Below are 17,576 nucleotides of genomic sequence, written 5' to 3' on the forward strand. Positions count from 1 at the left end.
GCGACACAGCTTGTGTGTCCATCCTCGCAGTATCCGGTTCTCAAGGTGCACGCCCCGCGGCTGATCCGGTCCGACCGGGCCGCGTGGCAAGGAGATATATTGCCAGACCGGAGGGGCCCCGGGGGCGGGAATCTGGGCGTACACATTTCCTACACATTTTGTGATCCGACTAACGTTTGCCAGCCGTTAACTACCGCTCGCCGAGCATCTCTTTATATAAGGCAGTCTCATGGTTAAAGCGGATACGTCCCCCTAGCTAAAGCACAGCCAGCATCGAGCAACTCATCGCGTTCTTCCACCGAGAACCCCTCGGCGTAGACGCGCACCACTGGTTCGGTCCCACTAGGACGGACCAGCAGCCACGTGTCATCCTCGAATGCCAAACGCAAGCCATCCATATGACTAACGTTTTGCGGCACCTTGCCACAAATCGACTTGGGGTTTACGCCCGGCAGCAGGGTTCGTAACGTTTCGGCATCTTCGGCCTCAAGGCGTAAATCGCGTCGACCGTAACTCGTCTTACCAAAACTGTCCTCGAGTTGGTCGACCAGAACGCCCAAAGGCGCGTCCGTCTTTGCCATAAGCTCACACAGAATCAGACAGGCGAGGATTCCATCGCGCTCGGGCATATGTGCGGCGATGCCGATACCACCGGCTTCTTCGCCGCCTATGAGGACGCCGCCCTTCTTCATCTCCGCCGCTATATATTTGAAACCGACTGGTTTGACGGTCACGCGGCAGCCAAGCGCCTCGGCAATGCGACGCACGAGCGTCGAGCACGAAAGATTGACGACGACGCGCCCCTCCAAATTACGAAATTGAACCAAGTCGCCCAAAACGAGCGCCATGATCTGATGCGGATGTATATATCTGCCGCGCTCGTCAACCGCGCCGATGCGGTCGGCGTCGCCGTCGGTCACCAGGCCAGCGCAAGCTCCGTCCTCGATAACCGTGCGCTCGCAAGCGTCCACCCACGGCTCAACGGGGTCGGGGCAGATATCTTCTTGGTCAGACGCCTGCCCGGCGTGAATCTCGTGCACCTCAACGCCAAGCTCGCGCAGCAAGTCGGCTAGATAGCCCTGGGCTGCGCCGCCCATGGGATCGACAACCACGCGCAGGTGCGCGGCGCGGATGGCTTCGGCATCGACAAACGATGCCACCGCCTGCATATAGTCAGGAATGATATCCGCGGTGCGATATTGCCCCTCGATCCCCATTGGCTCGGGAGCCATAGTCTCTTCGAGCTCTTCGATGACATCCTGGTTGGCGGTCGAGCCGTCACCCATGCGAATCTTGAGGCACAGATAGCCCTGCGGATGATGGGACCCCGTCACCATGAGCGCGCCGCACGCTTCACCGTCATAAGCCGCCGCCCACGTAAGGGCAGGGGTCGGGACAGGTCGCGAAGCGAGCACGGCGTCTAGCCCGTGCGCTGCTAGCACGCCCGCCGCAAGCTCAGCGAACTCGCGCGCCAGGGGCCGGGTGTCGAACCCTATATATACCGTTTTGCCCGGATTGATCTTTTGCCACAACTCGCCGACGGCATCGGCGATACGGGCAACGTTATCGGCAGTGAAGTCCTCATCGACGCGAGCGCGCCAACCGTCAGTTCCAAAATGAATTATCGCGCACACGCGCAGACACCTCACAGTGTTTGGATCATGGTACGCATGGGGTATACCCGCAACATGCACTCGGCAACCTGCCGGCACCAGCATTCACCATTTGGGCAAATGCTGCCGAGGACATGCAAGCAATAAAAAAACCGCCCCGTATGGAGCGGTTTGCCCTTTATATATCGAGCGCCTCGGCCATCGCGGCCGTAGTGATTGCCGTGGTTCCACAGCAACTGCCCACCATTGCGGCACCGGCATGTCTCCATTCGATGCATGCGCGCGCGAAAGCTTCGGGGTTCTCGTGCCATACGGGGCCATCCTGAGTCTGGACCGGATCGCCTACGTTGGGACGCACCGTGACGGGAGTAGTCGCCGATGCAACCATCCTGGGCACCGCCGCGTTCGCGGCCGCAAGCGAACAGCAATTAACACCAACCGAATTTGCGCCGTGTTTTTCGGCGTACAAAACGGCTGCCTCGATGTTGAGGCCATCGCCCAGCAGGTCGCCTTTATCGTCAACGACAAAACTCACCAGAACAGGCATGCCGTCGGCGGCATCTCGGGCGCCGGCAAGCATGGGCTGCAGATTACGGATAGACGTCACCGTCTCGATCAGCAGACCGTCAACACCAGCATTGAGCAAGGCGTGCGCCTGTTCGCGCGCAATGCCGCGGATTTCACGATACTCGACAGAGTCCTCGGCAAACCACTCAATACCGATCGGGCCCATTGAGCCCAGCAGTAGCTGAGGGTGCGCCTGGCGGGCATCGTCGACGGCCCCGCGATTGACCTCCGCCACGGACGGCGCAATCTGGTCGTGCTTGAGGGCATAGCTCGATGCCTGAAAGGTATTGGTAATGAGCACCTGCGCGCCGGCGGCGACATACAAGCGATGGATACGAGAAACGGTCTGCGGCTCTGCCAGATTCCAAAACGCCGGTGGAATGTCGGCGGCATCGTACTCACTCAACAGAACACTGCCCATGGGGCCCTGCGCCAACAAGGTCTCGCTCGACAAGCGGCGCGTAAGTTCCTCGGCACCAAAGCGGTTGTAATAACTCGTATCCATATATATCCCGCTATTCCTCGACGCTGATTCCCTGCTTTTCGAGATAGGCGAGCCAGCGGCTCATCGTGTCCTCGGATAGCGCATGCTCCATCATGCAGGCCTCGGAATCGGCTCGCTCAAATTCGACACCGAGCTCCTGAACCAAAAACGTGCGGATGAGGCGATGACGGTACCAGATAGCCGTGCCAACCTCGCGGCCGCGATCGGTCAGGATCACCTTGCCGTAGTGCGATTGCTCGACAAGCTCGGATGCCTTGAGCGCCGAAACCGCTTTATTGACCGATGCCTTGGAGACGCCAAGGCGCTGCGCGATGTCGACCGATCGCACGCCGTTGGTTTCCCCCTCTTCGCTTTCAATGCGAACCATGCACTCCAAGTAGTCTTCGTTCGCCACCGTCAGATGTAGTTCGCGCGAGCTATTTGTCGTATCCATGATCTTCCGTCCCTTCTGCATTCAATGGCTGATTCTACCCCATCCAAGCGTCGTGGTATGCCGTGGCATACCGTGCTAGAGTTCTTGTTGCACACGACGACCAAGATTGGAGCGGTCTTTATGGAAAACACCACCACGAGCCCCGATGTCCTCGAGCGCTTTTTGCGCTACGTCCAGATCAACACGCAGTCCGAGGATGCAAACTGTGACCAGGTACCCTCGAGCGCCGTTCAGTTTGATCTTGCCAACGTACTGGCTGAAGAACTGCGCGAGCTTGGTGCGGAAGATGCCCACGTGACCGAGCACGCCTATGTCTGCGCGCATATCCCCGCAAGTGTGGGCGCTGAGGACAAGCCCGCCCTGGGCCTGATCGCCCATCTCGACACCACCGAAGTTGCACCGGGCGCCGGCGTGAAGCCGCACATCGTACACTACGAAGGCGGCGACCTGGTCTGCGGCACGGTTGACGGTAAGCCCGTTGCCATGAGTACCGCCAAGCTTCCCGCCCTGAACGACCTCGCGGGTGAGGACTTGGTCTGCAGCGATGGCACCACGCTGCTGGGCGCGGACGACAAGGCAGGCGTCGCCGAGATCATGTCGCTTGTCGCGCGTATCGCTCAGGACCCTTCTCTGCCCCATCCCGCACTCGGCATTTGCTTCTGCCCTGACGAGGAGATCGGTCACGGAGCCGAGCTGTTGGATATCGATACCTTTGGCTGCAAGTACGCCTACACGGTCGACGGCGGCCCCATCGGCGAGCTGGAGTGGGAGTGCTTTAACGCCGCCGAGGCGACCATCCGCTTTGAGGGCCAGTCCATCCACCCGGGCGACGCCAAGGGCCGTATGGTCAACGCAGGCAATCTGTTCTGCGACTTCAACGCGTTGCTCCCCTACGTGCAGCGCCCGGAGTATACGGAAGGCTACGAGGGCTTTTATCACCTTGAGGGTGTATCTGCGACCGTCGATCACGCCACGGCGCGCTATATCGTCCGCGACCATGACACCGCCAAGTTCCAGCAGAAACTCGACCTTATTGATGCCGCCGCCTCGATGCTCAACCAGCGTCTGGGCGAGGAGCGCGTAACGGTCGAGATTAAGCAGCAGTATCGAAATATGGCCGAAATCGTTCGTGACTATCCCGAGCTTATTGATGCTGCCAAGGAAGCCTACCTTGCCTGTGGCGTTGAACCCCAAGTGCTGCCGATTCGCGGCGGCACCGACGGCGCGCAGCTGTCGTTCCGCGGTCTGCCCTGCCCCAACCTTTCCACCGGCGGCTATTGCTACCACGGCGTCAACGAGTTCGTCCCGGTCAGTTCGCTCGTCAAGATGACCGACGTGCTCCAGGAGCTCGTCGCCCGCTTTGCATAAGCCTGGCTGCACAAGCCTAAACGATAAACCGCCCCATCCTCTACAGAGAACAGGGCGGTTTTTGCTGCAAGGGGAGTAATCAGCATCGCAGGTTGAGCCAACGTCAGCGAGCGACGTCCAAGGAGAACAAGTTGGCATGAAAAAGGCAGGGCATTGACCTTCTGGTCATGCCCTGCCTTTTGAATGACAAATTGTCGCTCTGGGCGGCGCGCAGCGTCGACTGGTCCGCCGTTCGGTAGAACGGCGGAACTAGTAGTTGGCTTCGTAGCCGTTGCCGTCGCCGGTGGGTTCTTCGTAGTAGTCCGAATCGCTCGAATCGCTTGAGTCGCTCGAATCGTCAGAACTGCCAGACGAGGTTGCGGTACCGTTGGCGTAGTCATCGGAAGTGTTATTGCTCAGGTCGCCGATCGTAGAGCTGGAACCGTCGGAAAGGCCCATGGTGTTGGGACCCTTGGGATCTTTGCCGGCATCGACGCGCTCCATCATTTCCTTGAGCTCGTCCTCGTAGACAAAGACGTAGCTCACACCGTCGATCATGGTGCTGTCGTCGGCGTACGAGGGCAGGTTGGCCGAGTAGATACCGTCGACATCCATACCGCGCATGGCGTTAACCGTAGCCACGATATCCTGAACGCTCATATCGGTTACAAGCATATCGGACAGCGAATTAACCAGGCCAAAGATCTTCGTGGCATCGAAGTTATTGAGAATCTGGTTGGCAAGGGCGCCAAGCACCTGACGCTGGTGGCGCATGCGCGTGTAATCGCCGTCGGCATAGGTGTAACGGCAGCGAGCATAGGTAAGGGCGGTGGCACCGTCCATATGCTGCTGGCCAGCGGTAATCTTAATATCCAGGTGCTCGGGGTCGTCAACATCATCGGTTGCGTTAATGTCGATACCGCCAACCGAATCAATCAGCGCCTGCATACCGTCGAAGCTGACCTCGGCATAGTGGGAAATCTGAACACCGCACAGCTCGTTGATCGCCTCGACCATGGCCTCGGCGCCGCCAACGGTATGGCAGGCGTTGATCTTCATGGTCTCGCCCTTGTACTCGACCTTGGTGTCGCGCGGAACGGAAATGAGCGTCGCCTGCTTTTGCGTGGGGTCGATGCGTGCCAGGATAATCGAGTCGGCACGGTACGTATCCTCGCCCGGACGGCCGTCGGTGCCAAGAAGCAGCACGTAGAACGGATCCTTTGCCTCATCGGTGTCAACCAGAACCCGACGCAGATTGTCGGTAATGACATTAGAATCGCCGAGCTTGCCCATAATGGTGGCAAACCACAGGCCGGCAGCGGTAGTGGCACTCAGTAGCACGCCAAGCACGGCAATGAGCACGACGTGACGAATCGTGTGGCTACGACGACGTTGGCGAGCGCGCTCGGAATAGCGAGCCACGTTATCGCGACTGTAGATCTTGGCCTGCGCACCAGTTGAGGGTCTTCGGGTGGTGGTATCCGCGAGGGGCTTTTTATTAAACATAGGCAACCTGTATTAGTAGATGACGGGATCGGGGACGGTAGCATGCTCGACATGCGCGCCGAGCGCCTGCAGCTTTTCGACAAACTGCTCGTAGCCGCGCTTGATGTGATGGATGGCCGAAACCTCGGTCGTCCCGTCGGCGATCAAGCCCGCTACGACGAGGGCCGCTCCGCCACGCAGATCGGGCGAGGTAACCTGTGCACCCGAGAAGCCCGTGACGCCATGAATCATGGCATGATGGCTCTCGATACGAATGTCGGCACCCATGCGCACCAGCTCAGAGGCAAACATAAAGCGATTCTCGAAGATGTTTTCGGTAATAACGGAACTGCCGTCGGCAAGGGCGGAGAGTACCATAATCTGTGCCTGCATGTCCGTCGGGAAGCCGGGGAACGGAAGCGTCTGGATGTCGACCGGCTTGATACGCTCGGCACGGTTCACATGGACGCCGTCGTCGGTACGCTCGCAGTCGATACCCATGAGCTCCATCTTCTTGAGCACCATGCCCAAGTGAATGGGGCAAAAACCCGTGACGTCGACACCGCGATCGTCGGCCATCAGCGCACCGGCGACGATAAAGGTACCGGCCTCGATGCGGTCGCCCACTACGCGATGGGTAACGGGATGGAGCTCTTCCACGCCTTCGATAGTCACGACGGGCGTGCCCGCGCCGACAATCTTGGCGCCCATCTCGTTGAGCATGTTGGCGAGATCGACGATCTCGGGCTCGCGAGCGGCATTATCGATAACCGTGGTGCCCTGAGCGCGCACGGAGGCCATGATGAGGTTCTCGGTGGCGCCGACGCTGGCGAACTCGAGCGTGACGGTCGTGCCGCGCAGACCCTGGGGCGCGCTGGCGTTGATGTAGCCGTGGGCGGTATCGAACTCGACGCCCAAGGCCTCAAGACCCAAGATATGCATATCGATCTTGCGGGCGCCCAGGTTGCAGCCGCCGGGCATGGCGATCTTGGCGCGATGGAAACGGCCCAGCAGGGGCCCCATCACAGCCGTGGAGGCGCGCATCTTGGCGACGAGCTCGTAGGGAGCCTCCCAAGAATCAACCTGGGAAGTATCGATTTCGAGCGTGTGCTCATCGAGAACTTCGATTGTGGCGCCCATGCCCTTGAGTACCTTGCCCATAACGTGGACATCGGAAATATCGGGCACGTTCTGAAGCGTTGTCTTGCCCGGCGCCAGAAGCGTTGCAGCCATGAGTTTGAGTGCGGAATTCTTTGCACCCGAGACGGGCACGGAGCCTCCGATGGCGTGGCCACCCTCAACGCGGATAATATCCAAGGTCTACCCTTTCAAAAAGCATGCCCGGGGTGGCTGAGCCATCCCGGGCATGATGTGTTCGCAAATGGTCGAACGCCAAAACGTTTGACTATTGGGCAAGCTTGAGCTTACACCATGCGATTTCATTATAGAGGTAGGCGCGGCGTGCATCATCCTCCGACAAATTACCCAGCTTCTCTTCAAAACCTTGAATATCAGCTTTAACCTTGTCGGCGTCGACGGTCGCCAAATCGCAAGCGCGCTCGGCGAGGACGGTCACGACATCGTCCGCAACCTGGGCATAGCCGCCGGCCACGGCAAACGTGTGGTCGACAGTGCCCATGGCCTTATCGGAAACGCGAACGTAACCGCGGTCGATCGTGCAGATTTCGCTGGAGTGAGCAGGTAAAACGCCAAACTCGCCATCCGTAGACGGAATCGACACAAACGCAGCGTCACCCTCATAGGCGAGGCTCACGGGGCACACGATGCGGATACGCATAACCTACTTCTCCTCCATCTTGCGGGCGCGCTCACGCACGTCCTCAATCGTGGAGGCATAGCGGAATGCCTGCTCGGGCAGGTCATCGGCCTTGCCGTCGACAATCTCGGCGAAGGAGCGGACGGTATCCTCGACGCGGACGTAGACACCGGGGTTGCCGGTGAACTTCTCGGCGACGTGGAAGGACTGGGAGAGGAACTGCTGGATCTTACGGGCACGGTTGACCGTAAGGCGCTGCTCCTCGGACAGCTCGTCCATACCCAGAATGGCGATGATGTCCTGAAGGTCGGAGTACTCCTGCAGGAGCTCCTGGACCTTGACGGCGACACGGTAGTGCTCCTCGCCAACGATCGAGGGATCGAGAGCGTCCGAAGAAGACGCGAGCGGGTCGATAGCCGGGAACAGACCGAGCGACGAAATGCTACGCGAAAGAACCGTGGTGGCGTCGAGGTGCGTAAACGTCGTGGCAGGCGCCGGGTCGGTCAGGTCGTCTGCAGGGACGTAAACGGCCTGGACGGAGGTAATGGAGCCCGTCTTGGTCGAGGTGATGCGCTCCTGGAGGTCACCCATCTCGGTAGCCAGCGTGGGCTGGTAACCAACGGCGGACGGCATACGACCCAGCAGTGCGGAAACCTCGGAACCGGCCTGGGAGAAGCGGAAGATGTTATCGATGAACAGCAGAACGTCCTGGCCACGATCGCGGAAGTACTCAGCGGTGGTAAGGCCGGCCAGACCGATGCGCAGACGCGCTCCAGGCGGCTCGTTCATCTGACCATAGACCAAGCAAGTCTTGTCGATAACGCCCGACTCGCTCATCTCGAGATAAAGGTCGGTACCCTCACGGGTACGCTCGCCGACGCCGGTGAACACCGAGGTGCCGCCGTGCTCCTGGGCGAGGTTGTTGATGAGCTCCTGAATCAAAACGGTCTTGCCGACGCCGGCGCCGCCGAACAGGCCTGTCTTGCCGCCACGGATGTAGGGCTCAAGCAGGTCGACGGCCTTAATGCCGGTCTCGAAGATCTCGGTCTTGGTGGTGAGCTCGTCAAAGCGGGGCGCCGCGTGGTGGATGGGGTAGAACTCCTCCACCTCGGGCATGGGCTTGCCGTCGACGGGCTTACCCATGACGTTCCAAATGCGGCCGAGCGTCTTGGGACCAACGGGCATCTTCATGGGCTCACCGGTATCGGTGGCGATGAGGCCGCGCTGCAGGCCATCGGTCGAGGACATGGCGACCGTGCGGACGACGCCGCCCGGAAGCTGGCTCTCGACCTCGAGGATCGTGCTCAGATGACCGATCGGGGTCTCGGCCTCGACCGTGAGCGCGTTGTAGATCGGGGGCACCGCGCCGTCAAACTTGACGTCGACGACAGGGCCGATGATTCGCACGATGCGACCATCACCGGCAGTCGTCTTCTTGGTGGCTTCCTCGACCGCAAGCTGTACGGTGTTATTAGCCATTACTGTTCCTCCAATGCTGAGGCTCCGCCGACGATCTCGTTAATCTCGGTCGTGATCGAAGCCTGGCGCACGCGACTATACGTGCGGGTAAGGGTCGAGATGATCGCGGTGGCGTTTTCCGTCGCGGAGTGCATGGCCTTGCGGCGTGCACCCTGCTCGGCAGCCGCCGAATCGATCAGGGCCTGGTAGATGACCGTCAGGATATAAGACGGCACAAGCTTGCCGAGAACATGCTCGGGAGAGGGCACGAACTCGAACGTGGACGAGATGCGCTTAGGGGCGTCGGTCTCGTTCTTACGCGGACCGTGGGCCATAGCGATCATCTCGGGGTCGAGCGGCAACAGATGCTCGACGCGAAGCTCCTGATCCACGCGGTTCTTGGCGTGGTGGTAGACAAGCTCGACACGGTCAAGCTCACCGGCACGATACGCATCGCAGATATGAGAGGAGATCATGCGGGCCTGATTGAAATCGGGCTCGGAGGAGTTGCCCTCAAAGTGCATGACGACGTTTGCGCGGTCACGGAAATACGTGGCCGGTTTGCGCCCGCACGCGATGATCTCGCACTCGATGCCGTCGTTCGCCCAAGAAGCGGCGAGCTTTTCGGCCGTGCGCTCCACCGTCGTATTGAAACCGCCGGCAAGGCCGCGGTCCGAGGCAATAACGACAATCAGGCCATGCTTGACGCTCTCATGCTTCTGCAGCATGGGATCGGTGCCCGAACAGGAGGCGTCGCCGGCGACCGTCAACATGACGTCGGTCAGCGCCTCCTTATAGGGCTCGGCCTGCTTGGAGCGATCGAGGGCACGACGGATCTTGGCCGTAGAGACCATCTCCATCGTGCGCGTGATCTGCTTGGTCGTGGTAACCGAGGAGATTCGCTTCTTAATGTCGCGAAGGTTGGCCATGGGGCTTAGTTCTCCTCTGATCCAGAAACATCCGAATGGTGCTTGGCCATGAACTGCTGCTTGAAGTCGCCGATGACGCGCAAGAGCTCAGCCTTGGTGTCATCATCGATCTTCTTGGCGCGAACCTTGTCGAGCAGCGAGCCAAAGCCATTGTCCATGTACTCGATGAGCTCGGCACGGAAAGGCAGCACGTCGGCGATCTCCAGGTCATCCAGGAAGCCCTCGTTGCCAGCGAACAGCGTAACGATCTGCTCGCCAACCTCAAACGGCTTGTAACGCGGCTGCTTCAGGAGCTCTGTCATGCGGGCACCATGGGTCAGCTGCTTCTGAGTAGCCTCGTCGAGGTCGGAGCCGAACTGCGTAAAGCCGGCGAGCTCCTGGTACGAAGCGAGGTCCAGACGGAGGTTGCCGGCGACCTGCTTCATAGCCTTGGTCTGCGCGTCGCCACCGACGCGGGACACGGAAATGCCCACGTCGACTGCCGGGCGCTGGCCCTGGAAGAAGAGCTCGGACTGCAGGTAGATCTGACCATCGGTAATGGAAATGACGTTGGTCGGAATGTAGGCCGAGACGTCGCCGTCCTGGGTCTCGATGATCGGAAGAGCCGTCATGGAGCCATAACCGTTCTTCTTGGACATCTTGACGGCACGCTCGAGCAGACGAGAGTGCAGGTAGAAGATGTCGCCAGGATAGGCCTCGCGTCCGGGCGGACGATGCAGCGTCAGCGACATCTGACGGTAGGCCACAGCCTGCTTGGACAGGTCGTCGTAGATGACGAGCACGTGGCCGCCGGGGTTGGTCTCGCTGGCGGGCTTGCCGTCCTCGCCGTTGTACATGAAGAACTCGCCGATAGCGGCACCGGCCATAGGCGCGATGTACTGCATAGGGGCGGAATCGGCAGCGGTGGCCGAAACGATGATGGTGTAATCGAGCGCACCGTGCTGAACGAGGGTCTCGCGGATGTTGGCAACCGTGGAGGCCTTCTGGCCGATGGCGACATAGATGCAGACCATGCCCTTGCCGCGCTGGTTGAGGATAGCGTCGATGGCGATAGCGGTCTTACCGGTCTTACGGTCGCCGATGATGAGCTCACGCTGGCCACGGCCGATAGGCACCATGGAGTCGATGGCCAACAGGCCGGTCTGAACCGGCTCGCACACCGGGGTACGATCGATGACGCCGGGGGCCTTGAACTCGATGGGGCGACGGTGCGTGGCGACGATGTCACCCAGGCCGTCGATAGGCTGGCCGAGCGGATTGACGACGCGGCCGAGCATGGCGCGGCTCACGGGGATATCCATAATGCGGCCAGTGGTGCGGCACTCGTCGCCTTCCTTGATGGAGTCGACGGCACCAAACAGAACGGCGCCGACCTCGTCACGGTCAAGGTTCTGGGCAAGGCCGAAGACGGTCTCACCGGTATCGGAGCTCTTGAACTCCAGAAGCTCGCCTGCCATGGCGCTCTTGAGGCCGGAGACGCGCGCGATGCCGTCGCCTACCTCGTCGACCGTTGAAACCTCATGCGTATCGACCGTCGCGGAGAGGCTCGTGAGCTGCTCCTGCAGTTTCTTGGCGATATCCTGGGCATTGAGGGTTTCGGACATTAGGCTTCACCTCCGTACGAATTAGCAGAGTTTGCGAGGGTCTCCTGCGCGATGCGCAGCTGCGTCTTGACGGAGATGTCACGACGCTCGCCGCGGGCCTCGAGCACCAGGCCGCCCACGATAGACGGGTCGACCTGCTCGATAAGGAATACCTTGCGGCCGAAGTCCTGCTCGCATTTCTTAGTGATGGTTTGACGCAGCTCGTCGTCGAGCGGGATCGCCGTGGTGACGGTCACGCCCACTACATCCTCGTCTTCCTCGGCAACATACTTAAAGGCAGCTGCCACCTTGGGAAGAAGGTCGAGCTGGTCGCGCTTGGACATGGTGTCGAGCACGGCGACGATCTCAGGGCTGGCGCTAGCCAGGCGCTCGATCATCTCGAGGTCCTCGAACACATGGTTCTCGGCCTTGGCGGCTTCCAAAAGGGAGCGCGCGTAGGTCTCGAGTACCTTGTCCTGATAGCGGCTAGTCGGCATTCAGGCTACCTGCTTCCTGGATGTAGCGCTCGATGAGCTTCTTCTGCTCGGACTCGTCCTCGAGTGCCTCGCCCACGATCTTGGTGGCGACGGCAACGGACAGGTCGGCGATGGAGCTCGCGGCACCGGCGTAGATGGACTTGCGCTCGTCCTCGACGGTCGTGTGGGCCTTGGCGATGATCTCCTCGGCCTCCTTGTGAGCAGCCTCGATGATACGGGCGCGCTCGGACTCGGCGTCCTTACGGGCCTCGAGAACGATGTCGGCAGCCTGACGACGGGCGTCGGTGACGATCGAGTCGGACTCAGCGCGCTTGGCGATGGCCTCCTGCTTGGTCTTCTCGGCCTCGTCGAGGCTCTCCTCGATCTTCTTGCCGCGCTCCTCCATGGTTTTCATGATGCCCGGCAGGGCGACCTTGGCCAGCACGATCCAGATAATCAGGAAGGCGATAAGCGCCGGGATGAACTCCGCCATCTTAGGGATGAGGATGTCCGCACCGGCGGCGCCGTCCTCGGCGAACGCGGAAACCGGCATGAGCAGCGCGGCCGCGGACGCGGAGAGTGCGATCGCGCTCTTCTGGGATGAAAGATTCATACTTGACGCTCCGTGCTATTTAACGATCAGCGCGACAACGAAGCCGATCAGAGCCAGAGCCTCGCCGAAAGCGGAGCCCATGATGAAGACGGTGAACACGCGGCCCTGGACCTCAGGCTGACGGGCCATAGCACCCGTAGCACCCAGAGCAGACAGGCCGATAGCAAGACCAGCGCCGATAACACCGAGACCGTAACCGATAACTCCCACGATTCCTCCTTTGTCGTGCGTGTCTTATTTCACGCAGGATAACCTTTTTATAACTGCCGGGCTCCATGGGTACGGGCACCGGCGGTTTAACGAATTGCCTTACCTTTAAGGCACGAACGGAAGATTACTCCTCCTCCGCGACCTCCTCTGCCTCAGAGACATACACGGCGGTAAGGACCGTGAAGACGTAAGCCTGGATGGCGCCGACCACAAGCTCGATCGCATAAATCAGGATGAGGATGGCAAGCCAGGCCAGCGAAGGCAGGGCGCCGACGGCGTGGGCCGCGGAAACCTGCTGAAGCAGCGGCTGCATGAACATGCTCGCCATGATGGCGAACGAGCCCATGACCACGTGTCCTGCGAACATGTTGCAGAACAGACGGACGGCGAGCGTGATGAGGCGCAGGAAGGTCGAGAAAAGCTCGACGACCCACACGAGCACGTTCATCGGGAAGCTCACGCCCTGCGGGGCGAGGCTCTTGATGTAGCCGATCACGCCGTGAGCCTTGCATCCGTAGTAGATGAAGTACACGAAGGCGAAAATGGCGAGTGCGGCGGTGGAGCCGATTGCGCCGGTGCCGGGCTTCATTCCCGGGATCAGGCCGATCATGTTATTGATCAGGATGAACAGGAAAAGCGAGCACAGGAACGGGAAGTGCTTCTTCCAGTTCTCACCCACGACACCCTTGCCGATATCGTTCTCGACGTACTCGATGATGTACTCGAAACCGTTGACGAAGAAGCCCTTGGGAACCAGGGTCTGCTTCTTCTTGAACACGGCCAGGACGATCAGGAGCACGATCGTGGAGACGATCAGCCAAAACGAGTACTGCGTGATGCCGCAGCTCAGATCGCCCACGACAGGGGTGGAGCTGAACTCGCTGACCAGATGATTAATCTCATCAGGCAGCTTTTCAAAAATTTCCACGACTTACCTTTCGACCTCATGAGGATCTCGCAGCGCCTTGGCGACGCGAACCGCGCAGGCGGCCATAAAGGCCACGAAGCCGATCGCCTCGCCCAGGAGGAACATGCGAAATGCCTCTCCGAACAACACAAACACAACCAAGGTAAAGACAAGCAACGCGATTGCCGAGACCGCGAGACTCACCATACCCTTGAGCATGTCCGCATTCTGCTTATCGTCAAGAACCGGCTTGAGCGTAAAGACAAAGGGAAGGAAGGCAATCGCGCCCGCGATGGCACCTGCAACGATAGCGAGCAGATCGGCTATCTGAAACACTGGCGTCCTCACTTTCCTTTTTTATCGCCTCACAGGACAGTTCCCGCCAAACATTGGTGACTATTGTACGAGCCAATCGCTAAAGTACAACCGAAAAAGCATCGGTTAATACGCACCTGTTCGTTTTCTTAAGACCTTCTTTATGCCGCAGGTACGGTAATACGTTTTTCTCGAACCCTGCAGGGCAAAACGTCCGTTAACAGGAGTGCGCGCGGTCGTCTTTTGTTCGACCGCGCGCACCATTTCTTCGTATTTTCGACGTTAGCCGGTATGCCCCAGAGATTACAGCGTGCCGTAGATGCGGTCGCCGGCGTCGCCCAGGCCGGGAACGATGTAGGCAGCTTCGTTGAGATGGTCGTCGATGGCGCAGGTATAAATATGTACGTCGGGGTCCTTTTCGGTCAGTGACTTGAGGCCCTCGGGGGCCGCGACGATGCACAGCATGCGGATGTCCTTGACACCGCGCTCGCGCAGGTAGCTGATGGCCATCTCGGCCGAACCGCCCGTGGCGAGCATGGGGTCGACGACCAGGCAGATGCGCTGGTCGATATCCTTGGGCATCTTGCAGTAATACTCATGCGGCTCGTGGGTAACCTCGTCGCGCTCCATGCCGATGTGGCCCACGCGAGCGGAGGGCACCAGGTCGAGGATGCCGTCGACCATGCCAAGGCCCGCACGCAGGATGGGCACGATGGCGAGCTTTTTGCCGGCGAGCTGCTTAAACGTTGCGGTGGTGATGGGGGTCTCGACTTCGACGTCTTCCATGGGCAGGTCGCGCATGGCCTCGTAGCCGTCAAAAAGTGCGAGCTCGCGCACGAGCTGGCGGAACTGGTTGGTGCCGGTGTTTTTGTCGCGCAGGATCGACAGCTTGTGCTGGACGAGCGGGTGATCGACAAGCGTCACACGGGACGTATCGTAGGTGACGGTCATGGGTTGATTGCCCCTTTCGTTGCGGCCGGAAGATGGCCTTGCTGACAAGGCACGCAGCAACGTTGCCGCCGCACGCCATGCATTAGTTTAGCGGTTTGTTGTATCGAGCAGCCCATCGCAGCCCTACTGTGCGGTACTGAGCGAGCGCCTGACTGCATCACACCAGCCCGCAAGGTTTTGTTCGCGGCGCTCGGCGGACATGTGGGGAAGGAAGGTCCTAACGATCTGGGCATTTTGCTCCAGCTCTTCCAGGTCTTCCCAATAGCCGACGGCAAGACCCGCCAAGTACGCGGCACCGATTGCCGTGGTCTCCACCGTCTCGCATTGCAGCACGGGGATATCCAGCAGGTCGGCCTGGAATTGCATGATGAACTCGTTGCGCGAGGCACCGCCATCGACAGACAGGCGCTCGATCGAAAGCCCCACGTCCTGCTCCATGGCGCGCAGCACGTCGTAGCTCTGATATGCCATGGATTCGCAGGCGGCACGTACGATAGTCGCACGGCTCGAGGCGCCGGTCAGACCGCACACGATACCGCGGGCATGCGGGTCCCACCAGGGAGCGCCCAGACCCGCAAAGGCGGGAACGAAGTAGCAGCCCTCGTTGTCGCTAATCGAAGCGGCGAGCTGTGCCGACTCGCTCACGCTCGAGATGATGCCCATGTTGTTGCGAAGCCAGTTCATGGTGGAACCGGCGGCAAAAATAGAGCCCTCGAGCGCATAGCTGACCTTGCCGTCCGCAGCGATACCGATGGTGGAGACCAGGCCATTCTTGGATTCGACGATCTCGTCGCCGGTGTTCATGAGCATAAAGCAGCCCGTGCCATAGGTGTTTTTGGTCTGGCCGGGATGGAAACAGCAGTGTCCGAACAGCGACGCCTGTTGGTCGCCCGCCACACCCATGATGGGCGGCATGTTGGTCATGATGTCGCTCGCGACGCGACCGTAGTCACCGGAGCTCCAACGGACCTCGGGCATCATGGCACGCGGGATGTCGAAGAGAGACAGCAGGTCATCGTCCCAGTCCAACGTATGAATATTGAAGAGTGCCGTGCGACTGGCGTTGGTGTAGTCGGTGGCGAAGGTTTGGCCGCCGGTGAGGTTATAGATGAGCCAGGTATCGATGGTGCCAAACATGAGGTCGCCCGCCGCCGCGCTCTCGCGCGCGCCGTCGACGTTGTCGAGAATCCACTGCACCTTGGAGGCTGAGAAATACGGGTCGAGCGTGAGTCCCGTGCGGGAGCGCACCAGCTCCTCGCAACCCTGTTCAACCAACGCGTCGATTGCCGGCGCGGTACGACGGCACTGCCATACGATGGCGTTGTAGATGGGCTGGCCGCTTATGCGGTCCCAGACCACCGTGGTCTCGCGCTGGTTGGAGATACCGATGGCGGCAATGCGGTCAGAATGGATGCCGCTCTTAAACTGGACCTCCATCATCACGCCGATCTGGCTGGCAAGCACCTCCGTGGGATCCTGCTCCACCCAGCCGGGGCGCGGGAAGCTGGTTTTGACGCTACGACGCGCCTGGGCGACGATGCAGCCGTACTCGTCGACGATGGTCGCGAGTACCGAGGTGGTGCCGCAGTCGAGCGCCATGATGTAGGAACCGCCAAAGCTAAACGAGGCGTCTTCCATGCCCAGGCTACCTAGATTCAACGACATCGCTTACACCTTTCTATTGCATCGGGTCGGACAGGACCCGCTCGATCTCTGATGCGGGAAGCGCGCCTTGGCGCAGGATCTGGAGCTCGCCGTGCTGAAACGACACGATGGTTGAGGCGTCGCGACACGGGGTCTCACCGGCGTCGACGGCCACATCGACCCCCTCCAGGATGCGCTCCTCCACCGTGACAAAACTTGCCGGCGCGGGCGCGCCATGCGTGTTGGCGCTGGTGCAGGCAAGAGGGCTGCCGCAGGCGCGGATGAGCGCTTGCACCACGGGCGAGGCCGAAGCGCGAAGTGCCACCGTGTCGTCGGCGGCGCGCATAAAGGTCGGCACGCAGGGGGCCGCCTTGACCACGATAGTCAGGGCGCCCGGCCAGCATCGTCGCGCGAGTACGCGGGCATCTTCCGGGATATCCACGCCATAGCGGCCGAGTGCTTCGACGCCATCGACCAGCCAAGCGACGGTTTGCGTGAGTTCACGTTGCTTGAGAGTGAAGATACGGCGATAGCCGGTGCCGAGCGCAGGGACTGCGGCGCCGTTGACGGCAGCCTGCGGATCGCGCGGCCACGATGGGAATTCACTTGTATCTTGAGGCACGGCGTCCGAGAAGGCGTTGACTGCCACGGCGACACCATAGACGGTCTCGGTCGGGATCAGGGCCAAGCCGCCACAGCGGAGTACCTCGGCCGTACGCTCAACGGCGAGCCGATGCGGCTCGCGCGCTCCCCCGAATACCCG

General features: G+C 60.4%; 18 protein-coding genes. 1 reads left to right on the top strand and 17 read right to left on the bottom strand.

Annotated features, from left to right (window positions below):
* Window positions 1–233: 233 nt before the first annotated feature.
* The 3 genes from DXC52_RS08665 to DXC52_RS08675 all read right to left on the bottom strand — a co-directional run bounded on the left by DXC52_RS08665 (window position 234) and on the right by DXC52_RS08675 (window position 3,118).
* Window positions 234–1,634, bottom strand: a complete 1,401-nt coding sequence (locus DXC52_RS08665) for a phosphoglucomutase/phosphomannomutase family protein (protein ID WP_040359603.1) — start codon at window positions 1,632–1,634, stop codon at window positions 234–236.
* Between the two features lie 157 nt (window positions 1,635–1,791).
* Window positions 1,792–2,685: a homocysteine S-methyltransferase family protein gene (locus tag DXC52_RS08670; protein ID WP_006235725.1), complete on the bottom strand. Its 894-nt coding sequence runs from the start codon at window positions 2,683–2,685 to the stop codon at window positions 1,792–1,794.
* Window positions 2,686–2,695: 10 nt separating this feature from the next.
* Complete coding sequence (locus DXC52_RS08675) at window positions 2,696–3,118, bottom strand: metal-dependent transcriptional regulator (protein WP_040359600.1); 423 nt, start codon at window positions 3,116–3,118, stop codon at window positions 2,696–2,698.
* 120 nt (window positions 3,119–3,238) lie between these two features.
* Between DXC52_RS08675 and pepT the strand changes: the two genes are divergently transcribed.
* A complete protein-coding gene (gene pepT, locus DXC52_RS08680; protein ID WP_117746936.1) occupies window positions 3,239–4,486 on the top strand; it encodes a peptidase T in 1,248 nt (415 codons plus the stop codon).
* A gap of 249 nt (window positions 4,487–4,735) precedes the next feature.
* Here pepT and DXC52_RS08685 read toward each other — a convergent pair whose 3' ends face one another.
* The 14 genes from DXC52_RS08685 to DXC52_RS08750 all read right to left on the bottom strand — a co-directional run.
* Window positions 4,736–5,971: an LCP family protein gene (locus tag DXC52_RS08685; RefSeq protein ID WP_117746937.1), complete on the bottom strand. Its 1,236-nt coding sequence runs from the start codon at window positions 5,969–5,971 to the stop codon at window positions 4,736–4,738.
* A 12-nt stretch (window positions 5,972–5,983) separates the two neighbouring features.
* The gene (gene murA, locus DXC52_RS08690) at window positions 5,984–7,267 is read right to left on the bottom strand and encodes a UDP-N-acetylglucosamine 1-carboxyvinyltransferase (protein WP_117746938.1); all 1,284 of its coding nucleotides are present in this window, start codon (window positions 7,265–7,267) and stop codon (window positions 5,984–5,986) included.
* A gap of 88 nt (window positions 7,268–7,355) precedes the next feature.
* On the bottom strand, window positions 7,356–7,748 hold the full coding sequence (atpC, locus tag DXC52_RS08695) for an ATP synthase F1 subunit epsilon (protein ID WP_117746939.1): 393 nt from the start codon (window positions 7,746–7,748) through the stop codon (window positions 7,356–7,358).
* A gap of 3 nt (window positions 7,749–7,751) precedes the next feature.
* Window positions 7,752–9,206 (bottom strand): F0F1 ATP synthase subunit beta, encoded by a 1,455-nt coding sequence (atpD, locus tag DXC52_RS08700; protein WP_117746940.1) that lies wholly within the window; start codon window positions 9,204–9,206, stop codon window positions 7,752–7,754.
* Window positions 9,206–10,114: an ATP synthase F1 subunit gamma gene (atpG, locus tag DXC52_RS08705; protein ID WP_006235716.1), complete on the bottom strand. Its 909-nt coding sequence runs from the start codon at window positions 10,112–10,114 to the stop codon at window positions 9,206–9,208. Before atpG ends, atpD begins: the two co-directional genes overlap by 1 nt.
* A gap of 5 nt (window positions 10,115–10,119) precedes the next feature.
* Window positions 10,120–11,718, bottom strand: coding sequence for a F0F1 ATP synthase subunit alpha (atpA, locus tag DXC52_RS08710; protein ID WP_117746941.1), 1,599 nt, complete (start codon window positions 11,716–11,718; stop codon window positions 10,120–10,122).
* Window positions 11,718–12,194, bottom strand: coding sequence for a FoF1 ATP synthase subunit delta (locus DXC52_RS08715; RefSeq protein WP_117746942.1), 477 nt, complete (start codon window positions 12,192–12,194; stop codon window positions 11,718–11,720). The genes atpA and DXC52_RS08715 overlap by 1 nt, the downstream gene beginning before the upstream one ends.
* A complete protein-coding gene (gene atpF / locus DXC52_RS08720; protein WP_055286332.1) occupies window positions 12,184–12,786 on the bottom strand; it encodes a F0F1 ATP synthase subunit B in 603 nt (200 codons plus the stop codon). The genes DXC52_RS08715 and atpF overlap by 11 nt, the downstream gene beginning before the upstream one ends.
* Before the next feature lie 15 nt (window positions 12,787–12,801).
* Window positions 12,802–12,996: an ATP synthase subunit C gene (locus DXC52_RS08725; RefSeq protein ID WP_022094262.1), complete on the bottom strand. Its 195-nt coding sequence runs from the start codon at window positions 12,994–12,996 to the stop codon at window positions 12,802–12,804.
* A gap of 124 nt (window positions 12,997–13,120) precedes the next feature.
* On the bottom strand, window positions 13,121–13,924 hold the full coding sequence (atpB, locus tag DXC52_RS08730) for a F0F1 ATP synthase subunit A (RefSeq protein WP_022094263.1): 804 nt from the start codon (window positions 13,922–13,924) through the stop codon (window positions 13,121–13,123).
* A 3-nt stretch (window positions 13,925–13,927) separates the two neighbouring features.
* Complete coding sequence (locus DXC52_RS08735; RefSeq protein WP_035138788.1) at window positions 13,928–14,239, bottom strand: hypothetical protein; 312 nt, start codon at window positions 14,237–14,239, stop codon at window positions 13,928–13,930.
* Window positions 14,240–14,521: 282 nt separating this feature from the next.
* Window positions 14,522–15,169: a uracil phosphoribosyltransferase gene (gene upp / locus DXC52_RS08740; protein WP_117746943.1), complete on the bottom strand. Its 648-nt coding sequence runs from the start codon at window positions 15,167–15,169 to the stop codon at window positions 14,522–14,524.
* Between the two features lie 123 nt (window positions 15,170–15,292).
* Entirely contained in the window at window positions 15,293–16,834 is a 1,542-nt protein-coding gene (gene glpK, locus DXC52_RS08745) for a glycerol kinase GlpK (RefSeq protein ID WP_117746944.1), read from the bottom strand.
* 13 nt (window positions 16,835–16,847) lie between these two features.
* On the bottom strand, window positions 16,848–17,576 hold a 729-nt coding region (locus tag DXC52_RS08750), incomplete at its 5' end, for an L-threonylcarbamoyladenylate synthase (RefSeq protein WP_233504917.1).

It is taken from the genome of Collinsella sp. TF05-9AC (assembly GCF_003438495.1).
Lineage (GTDB): Bacteria > Actinomycetota > Coriobacteriia > Coriobacteriales > Coriobacteriaceae > Collinsella.

Bases quoted from the DNA above. Each gene is read 5' to 3' on its own strand.
- pepT (WP_117746936.1), top strand. From the start codon at position 3,239: ATGGAAAACACCACCACGAGCCCCGATGTCCTCGAGCGCTTTTTGCGC.
- atpC (WP_117746939.1), bottom strand. From the start codon at position 7,748: ATGCGTATCCGCATCGTGTGCCCCGTGAGCCTCGCCTATGAGGGTGAC.
- atpA (WP_117746941.1), bottom strand. From the start codon at position 11,718: ATGTCCGAAACCCTCAATGCCCAGGATATCGCCAAGAAACTGCAGGAG.
- atpD (WP_117746940.1), bottom strand. From the start codon at position 9,206: ATGGCTAATAACACCGTACAGCTTGCGGTCGAGGAAGCCACCAAGAAG.
- glpK (WP_117746944.1), bottom strand. From the start codon at position 16,834: ATGTCGTTGAATCTAGGTAGCCTGGGCATGGAAGACGCCTCGTTTAGC.
- atpF (WP_055286332.1), bottom strand. From the start codon at position 12,786: ATGAATCTTTCATCCCAGAAGAGCGCGATCGCACTCTCCGCGTCCGCG.
- DXC52_RS08715 (WP_117746942.1), bottom strand. From the start codon at position 12,194: ATGCCGACTAGCCGCTATCAGGACAAGGTACTCGAGACCTACGCGCGC.
- DXC52_RS08670 (WP_006235725.1), bottom strand. From the start codon at position 2,685: ATGGATACGAGTTATTACAACCGCTTTGGTGCCGAGGAACTTACGCGC.
- DXC52_RS08685 (WP_117746937.1), bottom strand. From the start codon at position 5,971: ATGTTTAATAAAAAGCCCCTCGCGGATACCACCACCCGAAGACCCTCA.
- upp (WP_117746943.1), bottom strand. From the start codon at position 15,169: ATGACCGTCACCTACGATACGTCCCGTGTGACGCTTGTCGATCACCCG.
- DXC52_RS08675 (WP_040359600.1), bottom strand. From the start codon at position 3,118: ATGGATACGACAAATAGCTCGCGCGAACTACATCTGACGGTGGCGAAC.
- atpG (WP_006235716.1), bottom strand. From the start codon at position 10,114: ATGGCCAACCTTCGCGACATTAAGAAGCGAATCTCCTCGGTTACCACG.